General features: G+C 40.9%; 10 protein-coding genes. 4 read left to right on the forward strand and 6 right to left on the reverse strand.

The window, feature by feature from the left end:
- Window positions 1-56 precede the first annotated feature (56 nt).
- Window positions 57-2,579 carry a hybrid sensor histidine kinase/response regulator gene (locus WA1_RS25910; RefSeq protein ID WP_017746978.1) on the forward strand — a complete coding sequence of 841 codons (2,523 nt, stop codon included), beginning with the start codon at window positions 57-59 and terminating at the stop codon, window positions 2,577-2,579.
- 113 nt (window positions 2,580-2,692) lie between these two features.
- Here the strand turns inward: WA1_RS25910 and WA1_RS25915 are convergent, their stop codons facing one another.
- A complete protein-coding gene (locus tag WA1_RS25915) occupies window positions 2,693-4,108 on the reverse strand; it encodes an isochorismate synthase (RefSeq protein WP_017746977.1) in 1,416 nt (471 codons plus the stop codon).
- 277 nt (window positions 4,109-4,385) lie between these two features.
- Between WA1_RS25915 and menA the strand changes: the two genes are divergently transcribed.
- The 3 genes from menA (at window position 4,386) to WA1_RS25930 (ending at window position 7,850) form a co-directional block, all read left to right on the forward strand.
- Window positions 4,386-5,285, forward strand: coding sequence for a 2-carboxy-1,4-naphthoquinone phytyltransferase (gene menA / locus WA1_RS25920; protein ID WP_017746976.1), 900 nt, complete (start codon window positions 4,386-4,388; stop codon window positions 5,283-5,285).
- An 85-nt stretch (window positions 5,286-5,370) separates the two neighbouring features.
- Window positions 5,371-6,429 carry an o-succinylbenzoate synthase gene (locus tag WA1_RS25925; protein ID WP_017746975.1) on the forward strand — a complete coding sequence of 353 codons (1,059 nt, stop codon included), beginning with the start codon at window positions 5,371-5,373 and terminating at the stop codon, window positions 6,427-6,429.
- The gene (locus WA1_RS25930; RefSeq protein WP_017746974.1) at window positions 6,423-7,850 is read left to right on the forward strand and encodes a 2-succinylbenzoate--CoA ligase; all 1,428 of its coding nucleotides are present in this window, start codon (window positions 6,423-6,425) and stop codon (window positions 7,848-7,850) included. Before WA1_RS25925 ends, WA1_RS25930 begins: the two co-directional genes overlap by 7 nt.
- An 81-nt stretch (window positions 7,851-7,931) precedes the next feature.
- Here WA1_RS25930 and WA1_RS25935 read toward each other — a convergent pair whose 3' ends face one another.
- From WA1_RS25935 to WA1_RS25955, 5 genes are all read right to left on the reverse strand, one after another.
- On the reverse strand, window positions 7,932-8,378 hold the full coding sequence (locus WA1_RS25935) for an acyl-CoA thioesterase (RefSeq protein ID WP_017746973.1): 447 nt from the start codon (window positions 8,376-8,378) through the stop codon (window positions 7,932-7,934).
- Between the two features lie 67 nt (window positions 8,379-8,445).
- Entirely contained in the window at window positions 8,446-9,546 is a 1,101-nt protein-coding gene (locus WA1_RS25940; RefSeq protein WP_017746972.1) for a T3SS effector HopA1 family protein, read from the reverse strand.
- A gap of 127 nt (window positions 9,547-9,673) precedes the next feature.
- A complete protein-coding gene (locus WA1_RS25945; protein ID WP_017746971.1) occupies window positions 9,674-10,912 on the reverse strand; it encodes a phosphotransferase in 1,239 nt (412 codons plus the stop codon).
- Window positions 10,913-11,956: 1,044 nt separating this feature from the next.
- Entirely contained in the window at window positions 11,957-15,343 is a 3,387-nt protein-coding gene (locus tag WA1_RS25950) for a two-partner secretion domain-containing protein (RefSeq protein WP_017746970.1), read from the reverse strand.
- 229 nt (window positions 15,344-15,572) lie between these two features.
- On the reverse strand, window positions 15,573-16,178 hold the full coding sequence (locus WA1_RS25955; RefSeq protein WP_017746969.1) for a hypothetical protein: 606 nt from the start codon (window positions 16,176-16,178) through the stop codon (window positions 15,573-15,575).
- Between the last annotated feature and the right edge of the window lie 19 nt (window positions 16,179-16,197).

Here is a 16,197-nt window from a genome sequence, read left to right on the forward strand (position 1 = left end):
AGATTTAGTCAATGAGGTACTAGGTATTATTACAGTTGGTGTGAGTCGTCAATGCAATGAGAGATGAAGACAAGACAAAAGAGCAGCTGATTCAAGAAATAGCTGAACTGCGACAACGTGTTTGTAGTTTAGAAACATTAACTGCTCAACAGCAGCAAGCAGAAAAGGCATTGTACGAACACACTCAACGGCAAGTTCAAAGAGAGCAAGCACTCAATCGAGTTATTCAAAGCATTCGGAATTCTTTAGACATAAAAACAATTTTTTCCACAGCAGCCCGTGAAGTGGCACAACTCGTACAAGCCGATCGAGCAGAAATTGTACAATATCTATCAGAACGGCAACTGTGGTTAAATGTAACGGATTACCGCAAAAATCTAGAGTTACCAAGTGCTTTGGGATTAGAAATTCCTGATGTCAATAATGAAGTAGCATCTCGACTCAAGCGATTGGAAGTTGTTCTTATTGAAGATGCAAGCACTTACCCAGACGAAATCAACCGCGATTTTGCTGAAACTTATTCTGGAGCCTGGTTACTGGTACCGTTGCAAGTTGGCTCTTCAGTTTGGGGTAGTCTGAGCGTGATACGCACTCACCAATCTTCCCCTTGGCAACAGGAAGATGTGGAATTAACATGTGCTGTAGCTGACCAATTAGCGATCGCCATACAGCAATCAACCCTCTACGAACAAGTACAAAGCGAATTACTCGAACGCAAACGAGCAGAGGCAGAAATTTACTTTCAAGCGCATTTATTATCAGCAGTAGAACAAGCAGTCATTGCCACTGATTTAGATGGAAAAATTATTTATTGGAATCGCTTTGCAGAAACTTTATATGGATGGTTGGCACAAGAAGTGCTTGGTCAAAATATTATGGATGTTGTCTCAACTACGACTTCACGAGACCAAGCAATTGAAATTATGTCTAACTTGCAGCAAGGTAAAAGTTGGTCAGGCGAATTTCTCGTTCGGCGTCGAGATGGGACTCCTTTCCTTGCGCTAGTTACCGACTCACCAATTTATAATGACCAGGGGGTAATAATCGGAGTTGTTGGTATTTCTGTTGATATTACCGAACGCAAACAAACAGAAGAGAAGATCCGCCAACAAGCTGCGTTGCTTGACATTGCTACAGATGCTATATTGGTTCGAGACTTAAACCACAAAATTCTCTTTTGGAACAAAAGCGCCGAGCGTCTTTACGGTTGGAAAACACAAGAAGCTTTGGGACAGAATGCTCAAAATCTGTTATACAGGGAAATACCGCCACAACTGCAAGAAGCGCTACATCAAGTTAACAAGACAGGCGAGTGGTATGGCGAATTAAACAAAGTCCGAAAGGACGGCAAAGAAATCATCGTCGAAAGCCGATGGACACTCGTACAAGATGAAAACGGCAAACCAAAATCAATTCTGAACGTTGACACCGACATTACAGAAAAGAAACAACTTCAAACTCAGTTTCTTCGCGCTCAGAGATTGGAAAGCCTTGGTACACTTGCTAGCGGTATTGCCCACGACCTCAATAATATATTGTCTCCAATTCTTTTATCAGCTCAAATTTTACAAATAAAAATTGGCAATGAACAGCACAATAAGCTACTTGAAACTTTAGAAATTAATACTCAGCGTGGTGCAAATTTAGTCAAGCAAGTCCTCTCCTTTGCGCGTGGCGTTGAAGGTCAGCGCACGGTGTTACAAATTAAGCACTTGATAATGGAAATTCAGCAGCTTGCCAAACAGACATTTCCTAAATCTATTGAATTTGTTTGTAAAATAGCGCCAAACTTGTGGACTGTCTGTGGAGATGCAACACAACTCTATCAGATGTTGATGAACTTAGTTATCAATTCTCGTGATGCGATGCCCAAAGGTGGTATTTTAGAACTTTCTGCTGAGAATTTTTTCATTGACGAAAACTATGCAAGGATGAATATTGAGGCAACTGTTGGACACCATATTGTTATCTCTGTTAGAGATACAGGCATAGGTATGTCACCTGAAGTCTTAGATAGAATTTTTGAACCTTTCTTCACCACCAAAGCAGTTGGACAAGGAACGGGATTGGGTCTTTCAACTGTGCTTGGTATTGTTAAAAGTCATAGTGGGTTTATCAATGTTTCTAGTTCTGTTGGCAAAGGAACAGAATTTCAGGTTTTTTTAAAAGCTGTGATGGAAAATGAAACGCAGTCAATAGAAAATTCGGAAATACCAACAGGGAATGGAGAATTAATTTTGGTGGTAGATGATGAAGCAAAAATCCGAGAAATTACTAAAACAACGTTGGAAAATTATAATTATAAAGTCCTAATTGCTAGTGATGGTATTGCAGCTATTTCATTATATGCCCAAAATGTATCTGATATTCGCGTGGTTTTGTTAGATATGATGATGCCGACTATGGATGGCTTTACCACGATCCAAACCCTGAAAAAAATCAACCCATTTGTGAAAATTATTGCCTCTAGCGGTCTTCGAGAAAATCAGCTACTTGCGGAATCTGTTGGTATTCACAAGTTTTTGCCAAAGCCATATACGGTTAAGCAGTTATTGCTAATGTTACAAAGTCTCATTTGAAAATAAGGAGTTAGGGGTTAGGGGTTAGGGGTTAGTTATTAGTACTTCTTCCTCGTCCCTACTCCCTACTCCCTACTCCCTACTCCCTACTCCCTACTCCCTACTCCCTATACTTATACCAGCGCTCTTAACAAAGCTTGTAGCTTGAGCTGAACCTCTGCAAGTTCCTTGTCAGGATCGGAACCAGCAACAATACCAGCACCTGCATAAAGTCTTGCGCGATCGCCATCTATAAGTGCCGAACGAATTCCTACAATAAACTCACAGTTTCCTTCAGAGTCCACCCAACCTAATGGTGCTGCATACAATCCTCTTTCAAAGTTTTCATAACGGCGAATTTCACGACAAGCAATCTCTCTAGCTGCACCTGCAACGGCTGGTGTTGGATGCAATTGCGCGACTATCCTTAAAGGATGTACGTTATTAGGAACAATGGCATTGATAGGAGTCCATAAATGTTGAATGTTAGACAATTGTCGCAAGCGTGGTCTTAACACTTGAGGTAGTAAACCCAGTTGGGACAGCCGTTGTGTAATAAAATCAATCACTAGAGAGTGTTCGTGCCTTTCCTTTATACTACTCAACAAGCGACTGGCATTCACTGCATCTTCAGCTGGTGTTTTACCCCGTGGTGCAGAACCAGCTAAAGCATCAGTAATTAATTGCTGCTTGTGAATGCCGATCAAACGCTCCGGACTTGCTCCTATAAAGTTCTGTCCTTTTCCATTACTTATAGAAAAAATACAACAATTGGGGTGTATCTGTCGTAAATTATTTAAAGACTGTAGTAAGTTAAATCGAATGTTGGCTCTAACATCCAGTGCATCTGCTAAGACAACTTTCCTGAGACGCGTTGACTGAATACTTTCCAAAGCCCCTAATACCGATCGCTTAAATTGCTCTGGATTGGCTACATATTTTTGGCTAAATTTTGGCTGCGTCACCGTCAATGGTGAAAAGTCATATTCTAGAGAATTAATAGTTTCAAGTTTACTCCACAAAACCTGTAATATTTTTTGAATATCCACATTAGCATTAATTGAGATATTGGCAACAAATGTGTATCGATTGTTTTTAACAGCCACTTGCCAACGGGGAAGAAAAATAGTAGCAGATGGAAATGGATAATCTGCTTGACTGAGTTCTTCAAAGAAACTAAAACTACATAAAAACTGCGGTTTAGAAAAAGCTCGCTCGATTTCCGAAAAACAAATTGTTCTGTCGAGACAATCTTTGATAAAATCTTCTGACTCCTTGAAGCGGTTTTTACCTGTTATTTCTAATTTAGCAACAGCATCAAAAGAAGCGATCGCCTCTTTTTTCCCTTTATTCTCCCAATAAAAACTAAATTGCTGAGGTTGAGCCAGTTTACCAAGTACAACCAGAGGATCGACTGGGTCAATCTCTATCGAAACACTAGCAATTTGCGTGCAATTCTTCCTTAGGCAATTTTGCTGAATCGCCCAAAGAAAGTGGTATAGCTCCTTATTGTATACAAAAAAGTCAGCGCGACATTGTGAAACTGTCATGATCTAAAAATAGTAAATTTTTTTGAAGTTATCTTCCAAAAGAGTCATAAATCATGGTCGTATTTCTACAGGTAACACAAACAGACCCTTTTAACCAGAGTGAGTTTAGCAAAGTTGTAGTTTTGCAAAAACTTGCCTGCGATGTCCAGTTTCTGCTGTAATTTGAGACTGAGACAAAAAGTGGCAACTTTTAAGTTGTTACCTACATAGAGTATATTTCCCAACCATAAAATTTTTTGGATTGGGAAGTGCTGGCAATTTTAGTAAATCGCGACTAATGACTACAAAGCTGATTTCTTATCCCAACAATAAGTTATGGATGGCGGCACTAAAACCGCCGATGTACAGCGTTGCTATTATGCCCATCTGGGTGGGTACGGCTGTTGCTTTTTCTGAAACGAAGACTTTTCATGGAGTAGTTTTTTCGGCCTTTGTAGCTGCTGCAATTTGTATCCTGGCTTGGGAAAATCTCAGTAATGATGTCTTTGATTCAGAAACAGGCATTGATAAAAATAAACACCATTCTTTGGTCAACTTGACTGGTAATAAAAGCCTGATATTCTGGTTGGGAAACTTATTTTTAGGTCTGGGTTTGCTAGGAATATTAGCAATAGCTTGGTGGCAACAAGATTTAACCGTAATAGGAATAATCATGTTGTGCTGTGCTTTAGGCTATACCTATCAAGGACCTCCCTTCCGTCTAGGATATCAGGGTTTGGGGGAAATCATTTGCTTTTTTGCCTTCGGTCCGTTGGCTGTATCAGCTGCATACTACAGTCAAACGGCGAGTTTGTCATGGCGGGCGTTGATAGCTTCGGTAGTCGTTGGGATTGCCACAAGTTTAATTTTGTTCTGTTCCCACTTCCATCAAGTAAAAGACGACATAGCTGCAGGTAAGCGTTCTCCGATTGTCCGGTTGGGTACGCAAAGAGGAGCCGATCTCCTACAGTGGTTTACAGGCAGCATTTATGCATTAACCTTCATAGGCGTGCTTTGGGGAATTTTCCCAGGTTGGACTTTGCTCAGTTGGGCAAGTTTACCCTTTGCTAGGAAGTTATGTAACCACGTCCAGACAAATCACAACCAACCAGACAAGGTAAATAATTGTAAATTTATTGCTGTATCAGTCCATTTTTGGAGTTGTTTGCTATTTGGATTGGGGTTTGTATTTGGTTAGTACGGGCGCAAGGCCGCCGCGCCCGTACAGTGGTTAATGGTAATTAGCCATTAGCATTTAGCATTTAGCATTTAGCAATTAAAAAATGCATTACCAATTTCAGTTTCGTCCTTATCGGCGGAGGTTTGTGCGATCGCTAACTACAAGTCATGGTGTTTGGGATACTCGCGAAGGTATAATTCTTAAACTCACAGATGATTTGGGTAAAGTTGGTTGGGGTGAAATTGCACCCATCAGCTGGTTTGGTTCTGAAAACTTAGAGCAAGCTCTTTTGTTTTGTCGTCAGTTACCAGAGATAGTGACAGACGAAACAATTTTCTCGATCCCTGACGAGTTACCCGCTTGTCAATTTGGCTTTGAATCAGCTGTTTGGGGAGTGGGGAGTAGGGAGTGGAGAGTAGGGAAACATCAGGGAGTGGGGAATGAGGAAGCAGGGGAAGACAATTCTACCTTGTCCTCTTTGTCCCTCAATCCAAAATCCAAAATCCAAAATCCAAAATCCCTAACATACAGCGCCTTATTACCTGCAGGAGAAGAAGCATTGGAGGTATGGCAAACACTGTGGCAGCAGGGGGATCGTACTTTTAAATGGAAAATTGGCGTTTACCCTGTTGCTGAAGAACTAAGAATTTTTCAAAGGCTCGCTCAAACCTTACCATCCTTGACAAAACTCAGGTTAGATGCAAACGGCGGATTGAGTTATGAAGAGGCTAACTTGTGGTTGTGGACTTGCGACAATGTCAAGGCTAACAGTACTTTGACTGTAGAAATTGAATTTATCGAACAGCCACTGTCTGTAGATAAATTTGATTCTATGTTGGAATTAAGTTACTGCTATAACACTGCAATAGCCTTAGATGAATCTGTCGCGACATTCAACCAACTAAAAACTTGTTACCAAAAAGGCTGGCGAGGGATTTTTGTCATTAAGCCGGGAATAGTTGGTTCGCCATCGCGTTTGCGTCAATTTTGCTGGGAGTGTGAAGTTGATGCTGTATTTTCTTCTGTGTTTGAAACTTCTATTGGTAGAAAAGCAGCACTCCAACTGGCTGTGGAATTATCGCGACACAACAGGGCGTTGGGTTTTGGAGTCAATCATTTTTTTGCAGAAGAGGAAGAAATTTGGTTGAAAAATTTATGGTAGAAACGTTAGAGTATCTTGGAGAAAAGTCATTTCGCTTACCTTCAGATTGGCTAATTTGCGAGCGCGATCGTCTATTTCCCCTCATTACTAAACAACGGTATCTAGAGTTAATGCAGTTTTCCAATGGGAAAACACCACCAAAGATTCTCTTAGCAGAACCTGAACCAGTCAAGTTTCTCGCCAGTTTTCTCGCAGCTTGTCAAGCGAGTTGCCCAGTTTTCCTTTGTAATCCTAATTGGGGACAACAGGAATGGGAACAGGTTTTTAATTTGGTTAAACCGGATATTATTTGGGGTATGGGGGAACAGCAACATTCTTTCCCTCACTCCCCCCCTCCCTCACTCCCTCACTCCCTCACTCCCTCACTCCCTCACTCCCTCACTTCCTCTCCACTCATCATGATTCCCACCGGCGGTTCGTCGGGAAAAATTAAGTTTGCCATGCATACTTGGGAAACTTTAATGGCATCAGTACAGGGATTTAAAGCATATTTTCAAGTAGATAAAATTAACTCTTTTTGCGTATTGCCTCTCTATCATGTTGGCGGTTTAATGCAATTTATGCGCTCCTTTACAACAGGTGGTCATCTGGCAAATCTCCCATTTAAAGAGTTACAATTCGGACAAAACTACAGCATTAAACCACAAGAATTCTTTATATCTTTAGTACCAACACAGTTACAACGTCTCCTGCAAAATCCAGAATCAACCCAATGGTTAAAACAATTTCAGACAGTTCTTTTGGGAGGTGCGCCTGCTTGGAATGAACTTTTAGAAGCAGCAAGAAGCCATAAAATCCGATTAGCTCTTACTTATGGCATGACAGAAACCGCCTCTCAAATAGCCACCCTCAAACCTGATGATTTTTTAAATGGTAAAGAGAGTTGTACCCAGCTTCTACCTCACGCTAAAGTCAAGATTTATCATGAGCAATGCGAAATTTTAAAGCCAAATCAAATAGGCAATATCAAGATTTATTCTCAATCCTTAGCTCTTGGTTACTACCCTAATAGTAAAGATAATCAGGGTTATTTACAAACAGATGACTTGGGATTTTTTGATGAACAAGGATATTTACACATCTCTGGACGTAGCAGTGATAAAATTATTACAGGTGGTGAAAATGTTTATGCTATAGAAGTTGAATCAGCCATTAGAGGAACTCAAATGGTAACAGATGTTTGCGCGATCGGTGTACCCGATCGAGTTTGGGGACAAGCAATAACGGCAATTTATATACCTAAAAATTCAAATATTACTGATTTAAAAATCAAGACATCTCTGAAAAATAAAATTAGCCGATTTAAAGTTCCCAAACATTGGATTCAAGTAGAAAGTTTACCTCGAAATTCTCAAGGTAAAGTTAATCGGCAGCAGCTACAGCAATTAGCTAGCAATTTTCTGCAAAAGAATCTTGATTAAAGTTAATACCATCAAAAAACCTTTGCTGTTATTGGGGGTCACGCTCTTTTTTCAAATTTGTATAACTTCATACTTTATCCTTCAGATAGTTTCTCTCGATTTTCTTCTCTCTACACTTTCCGCGCCTTTGCGATTTGTCTCCAACCATTGCTTCATATGTTCCGGTAACTCTGTTTTGGTTCTGCTAGATGTATCAATACAAACGTGTCTGGTAATCGCCTTTGCAGCAACTATCTCGCCAACAATAACTTCATAACCAACTTCAAATCTGTCCCCACTGAGTTGTTGGGGTATGAGTCTAATAACTAAATTATCCCCAGAGTACAACGGGCGAAAAAAATCGACATTCGCATGAACGATGGGGAAAGCAATAGATGGATTCGTAAAAAATTCTTTGAGATTAATGCCAAAGGTGGCTAGAGATTCTTCATAGGCTTCATGACATATAGCTAAGACATTGGCAAAGTACACAACTCCTGCTGCATCTGTATCTCGAAAGCGAACGGTGTGCTTGTATGTAAAAGCCATATTGAAAAATTGTGGGTATAAAGTATATAGCAGGCTGTTTGCCTGCTACTGTAACCAATTTTACCAATTATTTGTTGGTTCGATCTAAAGGTGAATAAATATCCTCAGAATCGGGATTGAGGTAGGGACGCTGTAAATCAATGCCTAACTTAGCAAAATGCTGATAAATTGCTGACATCCTCTTGTCGGTAGAATTATCACCGTTTTCCCAAGATTCTAACAAAGCATTCGCGACAATTTGGCAACGGTTCATGCCAAAACTTTCTTGGGAGGCAAATTTTTGGCTTGGTTCTTCTGCAAGACCGAGTCCTGGAGCTAAAAATTTAGTGAATAGAGGAATGTCTTTGTGAAAATGAACTTGATGCTTCACATAGACAGCTTTCAGAATTTTTCGCACTGCTAAGTAGTTTTCGCGTTCAAAGTAAAGGACTCCCGAATCGTAGCGTCCGTAGCTAGAGCGATTGTGTAAAACTTGGAAACTAAATGGAATTTCAGCAGAATTGAGTAGTTTTGTCAGACTATTCATGAGGGCGATCGCACCTGTTGGGGTTACATTAAAGTAGATTCGCCCTACTCCGAAATCACCGTCTAGGTTAACTTGTAAATCCTGACCGACATTGCTAACTGCTATATAAAAGCCGTTTTCTATACGATTTTTCGGCATCCAAATAGCAGTTACTTCACCAACTTTAGAAGATTGAATTATTGTTTCTAAGTTGGCAGGATGCTCAACGTATAATGTTAAACCACCTTTGGCCACTGCCATACTACCATCAGGTTCTTGCCGCAAGACCTCCCAACCAGAATCAAAATAACCAACACCGTGGTTGCTAGCATGTAGTTGTTCGTAAAATGGTAAGTCGATTTTAAAGTTAGAATCGCTTATCTTACTTTTGTGTGGAAGGTTACTAGGACAAATGCCATTTTTTTCTACTAGGGTCTTTTTTAGAGCACCATTGTAATAGATACCGTGAAGAAAATTTCTCAGTAATAGAGAGAGATATTTTTGTTGTAAACTAGGCGAAGTTTGCTGAAATCTATCTGCAACTCGGTCGGGTAAGGAAAAAGGTTGGTATTTAGGATGGCTAATGCAAAAGCTCGATTCAATTTGGATGTTGCTAGCTATATCTAAGAGAGATTTTAAGAGTGGTTTTGAAGATTTTAACATGATTCGGAGAATAGGGGAGTGAGGGAGAGAGGGAAGGAGGGAGGGAGGGAGGGAGAGAGGGAGGGAGGGAGTGGGGAGAAATTTTTTTATATTCCCTTGTCTGTTTCTTGTTCCCCACTTCCTCTAACTAACAGCCGCGCAAACGGGCTTGATTGTTGTAGAGGCGCAGCAAATTGACCTCTTTTTGTGCTTGAGAAAATTTCGGAAGTTTTACAATAGGTTTGACGATCTCTGCTTCCGAAACACCAAAAACAGTCATTACAGATTCTTGGGGTTTGGTAAGTAAACTTCTGGCAACTTGAAACGTACATATGCCTGAGTTATCAAAGTAGCGATGCTGCTTTATTTTTTCATCTATTTGATGAAGCAGCGCTAAACCCGCAAATTGAACAGTCCGGAGAAGAAAATCATTACGCTCTTGAAGAATTGTGGGAAAAGTATCGAGATAAGCCTGAATTAAAGCTAATATTGAAGGCTGGAGAATGTCTAATGGAATCGCAGCTAAATGCAAAGATTCATCTAACTCTAGAGTAGGGTCTACTACCAGACTTTCTAACCCCATTGCCAGATAACTGGCTACTAAAGTTCCCAAATCAAAAGCTGGATCTCCCCAAGCACAAGCTTCCCAATCAATCAGTCGCACCAAGCAGTTATCTAGTTGATCCCATTTGGAATGAAGCAAAATGTTGTCCAATCTCAACTCGTTATGAGTCAAACAGCAAGGCTTCCATTCATAAGATAATTCTGCGATCGCCCCTTCTATGGTTTCATAGCGTTGGTAGAGCGTGTAGAATTTTAAGGCGTTAGTGGGAACCGTACCAATGATTTCCGGTCCGATCGAGCCAAACCCTTGTGCTGGGTTATATAACTGATAGCGATACTCACCTTCTGGCGCAGTTGCCATAAAATCGCGATACTCGTGGCGCTTGAAGGTAGCACGATGCAACAATGCCACACAAGTACCGATCTCACTGGCAATAGTCTTGGGAAAGCGCAAGTTTTGTTGATAAAAACTGGCAACGTCAAAATAGTCTTTTAGGTAATTGCGAACTAAGATAGATTTTTTGTCATCAAAGTACACCACCAAGGATGCGATCGCAGAAATACTCCCCAAAGCAGGAAAGCGTCCAAGCAATTGGTGAAACAGCCACTCCTTGAAAAATTCGTGTGGTTTTCCATCATTATCAATATGGCGTTCCTGTTTCACCAACAGCTTGCGATTTCCTTTCAGAGTAACGAGCAAATTGGAATTTTTCTTGCTACTCTGTGGCAATTCAGAGTCGGTAGAAACGCCTTCTTCTGAGCTACACAGACCTGCTTCTTGCAAGTACTGGATAACATTATGAGAAGACAGTGAAGTTAACATGCTCTATTTCCATTCATCGAAAGATTGCTTAGAGAGTTTTTTGTAATGGAAGTTGGTTTTACTTCAGCAATAAGTAGATAGCAGCAATCCTGATATCAATAACCGTTTGTATAAACTATTAATATCTCATTTTAACAATTGACACCTGCCAAAATGGCAATACTCAACTTTAATCTCTCTTTAAATTTTACCTAAGAAAATGTTAGTCTTTTAACAATTTAAGCTGATTTACGTATATACATAAGTTTTGATGTTAAGCATTTGTTGGATTGTAGACTTTCCTGATTTTTAAATGACACGCGAATACACTTATGCACTTTTTCTCGTGACACCTCAAAATACAAGACACCCCAGTTAATTTCCGGATATTTCAAATTATTTTATGATACAGCAAGTTGCTGTAGGCAAGAGCCAAATGGCTTGAAACGATTGCTAGAATAAAATCCGTAACTTCAATCTTTCTAAAGGATGATATTTGCTTCTTTTTATTTTTTAGCACGCTGATTTTATTTCAGACAAAATACTAAACTTTCTGTAATTTAGGCAACAAATTATTGGTCACACGAGAATATTTAGAAATCAAAATAAAACTTCACTTATTTTTAATATTAAGAAACATTTTTTAACAGTGACCAGTAACCAGTGACCAGTGACCAGTGACCAGTTAATGGTCATCAGAAAATATTCCTAGAGTGAATAGCAAGAAATTGTTGTAATTAACAAGAATTGACAAGACAACTCGTGCAAAGTCTCCTACTGTTGAAGTAGTAAGCACGGTTAACTTCGCTTACCTTTCATAACAGGATAATGCAGGGAACAGATTGCAATCATGGGGCGATGCTCCCGAAGGGAGCCACTATGTGAACGCTCTATGATTGCTTTCATAATATGAAAGTATAATTTTCACGTATTAGTTGTTGTGGTTTCCAATGGATTAGTAAGGATTGAAGATCTCTGAATTAGTTTGACAATAGTTAAATTTACTTTAAGGGTCAATACTGTGGTAAAACGTTAAGAAATCTGAATCTTTTAAGGCAGAGAGTGTCAAGAAGCTTGACAAGATGCACTCCTGTAGGTAGGACTAGTTGGTGTCGCGGTGGGTGCTCCTCCGACTAAAACAATATCGCCATTGGTATCCATTACCCAACCAGAGGCTTCCACAATTTGAGTTGGGAAATTTGGAGTGTTAGTGTTGTTTTCTCCCAAACTTACCCTATCCCCATCTCCTTTTCTCCCAACCTCGGATGGAAGTTTTACCCAATTTGCGAGCACTGCATCACCCGTCAATGGTTCAGTGGGAGCCGATGGTAGTCCTCCACGTCCTGTGGCAGTCAATGAACCCCTTCTTTGTTTCCTGTCAAAACTGCAGTCAGTAGCGATTTGTTGTGTAGCATCTACTACATTGACTGGCAGATCAACTAAGTTGCGACTGGGATCGATGTCGGGTGTGTTGATTTGCACCGTACCGTTTATCCCAAATTGGGAACTGGCGTTGATATCACTAAACTCTGTTAGAGAAGGGCGGTACTGTAGCCCATAAATACCGTTCGTAATGATGTTAATGTTTCCTCCACGACCTCCAAAGGCGTTGGCAATAATGTTGCTATCTTCACTTGGGACAGCGACGATGAAGGTTGCATTGATTTTAAGACTACCGCCATTGCCATTATTATCTGCTTTGGCAGATATCAAGCTATTTCGACGCATTAAGATTAAATCACGCACTTGTAAATTGATATTTCCGCCCTCACCTGATGCAGTCGCCGCCTGTAGCTTTCCTTGGTTGTCCAGCCCAATACTCTTAGCATTAACTGTTAGTGACCCTGCATTTCCCGATCCAAAACTGCTCACATTGACGAATGCACCATCGCGGACAAATAAATCTCCCACTTGAATCGTGACACCTCCCCCTTGACCACTCGAACCAATAGAGGTGTTAGCAAACAATCCACTCCCCGGTTCTACAAGGATCATTTTGTTACGGGCATTGACAGTGATATCACCAGCAGACTTGCTACCTTCTGTTGTGGTGAGAAGTCGTCCTCCACGAGTTGCTTCAAGAGAATCTGCCCACACACGGATACTACCCCCCTCACCATCACCGCTAGTACGAGCGTCTATAGTACTATTATTAGATACAAGCAAGTTACTGGTAGTTAGCGTAATGTCACCCCCCTTTCCGCTTCCACTGGTGCTAGTTAAGATTCCACTCGTAAATCCTGAAGCACTCGAACCATAGATGCCTATCTCAGAAGCATTAACAACGATGCTTCCTCCTTGACCTTGGCTACGAGTAGCCGCCGATACTAAGCCCCCATCTTGGAGCGTTAACTTCCCAGTCTCAATCTTTATACTCCCGGCATTTCCAGTACTAAGAGTTTCAGCAAACAAGGCAGATTGACTATCTATGGAGGAGCCACTCACTTCGATTGACTCTTTTGCATTCACGGCTAAAGTTCCACCCCGTCCGCTACCTATAGTAGAAACTACGACTCTTGCTCCATCTCGAATCACTAACCTAGTGGTCTTAATCTCCAAAGACCCAGCATCTCCAACCCCGTTAGTTGCAGCAAATAGTCCACTGGGAATCCCTGAATCCTTTGGGGAAACTCCACGAAGCTCTACAGACTTTGATGCCGTCACTGTTAAAGTCCCAGCTTGTCCATCCTTTGTTCCCGTCGCTACTTGTGCGCCATCGCTGACAATTAATTCCCCAGTTTCAATTGTCAAATTTCCCGCATTTCCTGAATTTTCAGACTGAGTTGTTAAGGAGGAATCACTAAGTTGCACAAACTCTGTAGCTTTCACTAATAAATTTCCTGCATGACCGGAACCTAAAGTACCTGTTCCAATTTGAGCCAAATTTTCAATTTTCAGCGAAGGTGTCTCAATCGTTAAATTCCCACCTTTGCCCGGTGTTTGTGGACCTACCTGAGTTGATATAAGACTGCCTCGTCCGCTGACTGTTACTGTATCAAAAGCTCTAATGAACAAATTTCCAGCATTTCCTTGACCATACGTACCAGTTATTATTTGTGTTGGTATTCCTGTCTGAGTGTGAACGCTCAGCTTTCCGGTTTCAATCGTTAAATTCCCACCATTTCCTGTAGCTTGAGGCGCACTGGCAGTAGATAAGAGACCTCCTTTACTCAGTTCTACTCGATCGGCAGCACGAATAATTAAATCTCCTGCCTTCCCTATACCTCCAGTAGAAGTTGACACTCCTCCCCTATCCTTAACAATTAACTGCTTGGTAATGATTGTCAAGTTACCGCCATTTCCTATTGCTTCTTTGTCATCAACTCCCGTAGACAAACCGCTAGCAAATGAACCCCCAGGACTAGTGCCCGCTATCTCCACAGACTCAGAAGCATTTACCGTTAAATTTCCTCCTGAACCTGCATCCAATGTACGCGTTAATACTTGGGATCCTTCTCTAACAGTTAATCGCTGGGCATCAATATTCACATCTCCTCCAGGAGCGCTTGTAAAAGTGTCGGCTCTTACAATAGATGTTCCTCTAATTTCCAATAGCGAGGCTCGAAGGGAGATTGCGCCTTTGTCACCCAGAACATTAATATTACTATTATCCTCGTTGGCAATATCTACAAAACTTCTAGATATTTGAATATTTCCTAAGTTCTGTACACCCTGATAGTTCAAAGCCCAGCCTTTGTCTAAAGAGTTCAGAGTTACCAAACCATTACCAGTAACGCTACCCAACTCCACTCTTCCTCTTGGTGCTTGAAGAAAGGCATTCTCTAAAGTGAGATTGCCTCCTACCAAAGCCAAAGTTTTATCTTTTGGTACAATTAAACCACGCTGTTGTATGTAACCGAGGAAACCACCAATTCCCTGCACTTTAATACTTCCTGGATTGCCCTCAAATTGCAAACCAATGGGAGTGCTGATGGTCAGTAGAGGTGTTGTTTGAGGAGTTTTTGCACTAAACTCTCTCGCATCAGCAAATTTTAAGCTACTAGCTGTACTTGCTAAAAAAGAACCACCTATATCAAGCTCGGCATTACGCCCAAAAATAATTCCATTGGGATTAATGAGAAATAGGTTGGCATTACCTGACGCCCGGATTAAACCATCAATATTTGAGACTGAGCCACCAGTTACCCGGTTGATGATGTTTTGAATATCGGTAGAATTGTGAAATATTGCAGTGCTACCAGTGGGTACAGAAAATTCCACAAAGCTATGAAATAGATTGCCCCCAGCTTGCGTTCCACCAGTTATATTGAAGTTGTTTCCCTCTCGTATGACGCTGGAGTTAGTAGGTAAAGTGCCATCGGGAGTCATTTGGGCAGAAGCAGAATTTGTAGCGAATGCGAGTGTCAAAGACATGGTTACGCCAAACGCACACACAATCGCATCACTCATCACAATTAGTTCCCAACCGTCAGTACTTGAATTGCTTAACAAGTAGCACCTCCTTACTTCAGCTAATTGCTTACCAATTAACTTTTCAGCTTCTGTACCAGAAATTCTGTGTAGATTAATAAAAGTTTATAATAGATATGTATTGTAAAGATTCGTATTAAAAAATGATGCAAAAAATATTGGTGAAGAAATCCTAGCAATCAAAAACAAAATGAATACCTTGAAGAAGTCTCCACATCTTTCAAGCTAAAGCAGAAAGGATTGGAAATGGTTAACCTTCCTGCAATATCCACACCAAGAAGCTTAATATTTGTTCTACAGAAGGCAGGGGGTAAATTGTCAGGTCAATTGTAACCGTTTGCTGTTCCAACTTCAGGAATTGCCACTGAACCCCGTTGCTAACGCTGCCATAAATGATAGAAATAGATTTTCCCTTGGCTTGATTAAATTTTTGTGCAGCAATCATCTGGGCTACACATTGTCCAATGCCTGTCTTAAGGTCAGCCTGCTTTGCTTCCACAATGATTATAACTGGAGCTTCAATCTCCAGCATTTCAGGAGAACGGCTAATAAGGAAGTCACATCGCCCGTTAAGTCCTAAACTTTCGTCAACTGTAAAGTCTTCTCCAGAAAATAGGCTAACTTTTCGATTGAGAATTCGACGTACCTCTACCAATACGGGAGTGATAATCAGTTCGGAACGAGCTTTTTCACTACCTGTTGCAGTTGCGATCGGTAAAGTTTCTTCTAAATAGTCCTTTAAGGTATTGGAAGGAGTGATTGCAGCAGTCTCTGGCAAAAAGCGAACCCCTTCTACAGTAGAAAGGTCAAAAGCTTCTTTAACTTTGGTGATTGTTGTAAATTGGCTGTAAGGCATAAGTGCAAGAAGGTGCAAG

This window comes from Scytonema hofmannii PCC 7110, from assembly GCF_000346485.2.
In the GTDB taxonomy this organism is placed as follows: Bacteria; Cyanobacteriota; Cyanobacteriia; order Cyanobacteriales; family Nostocaceae; genus Scytonema; species Scytonema hofmannii.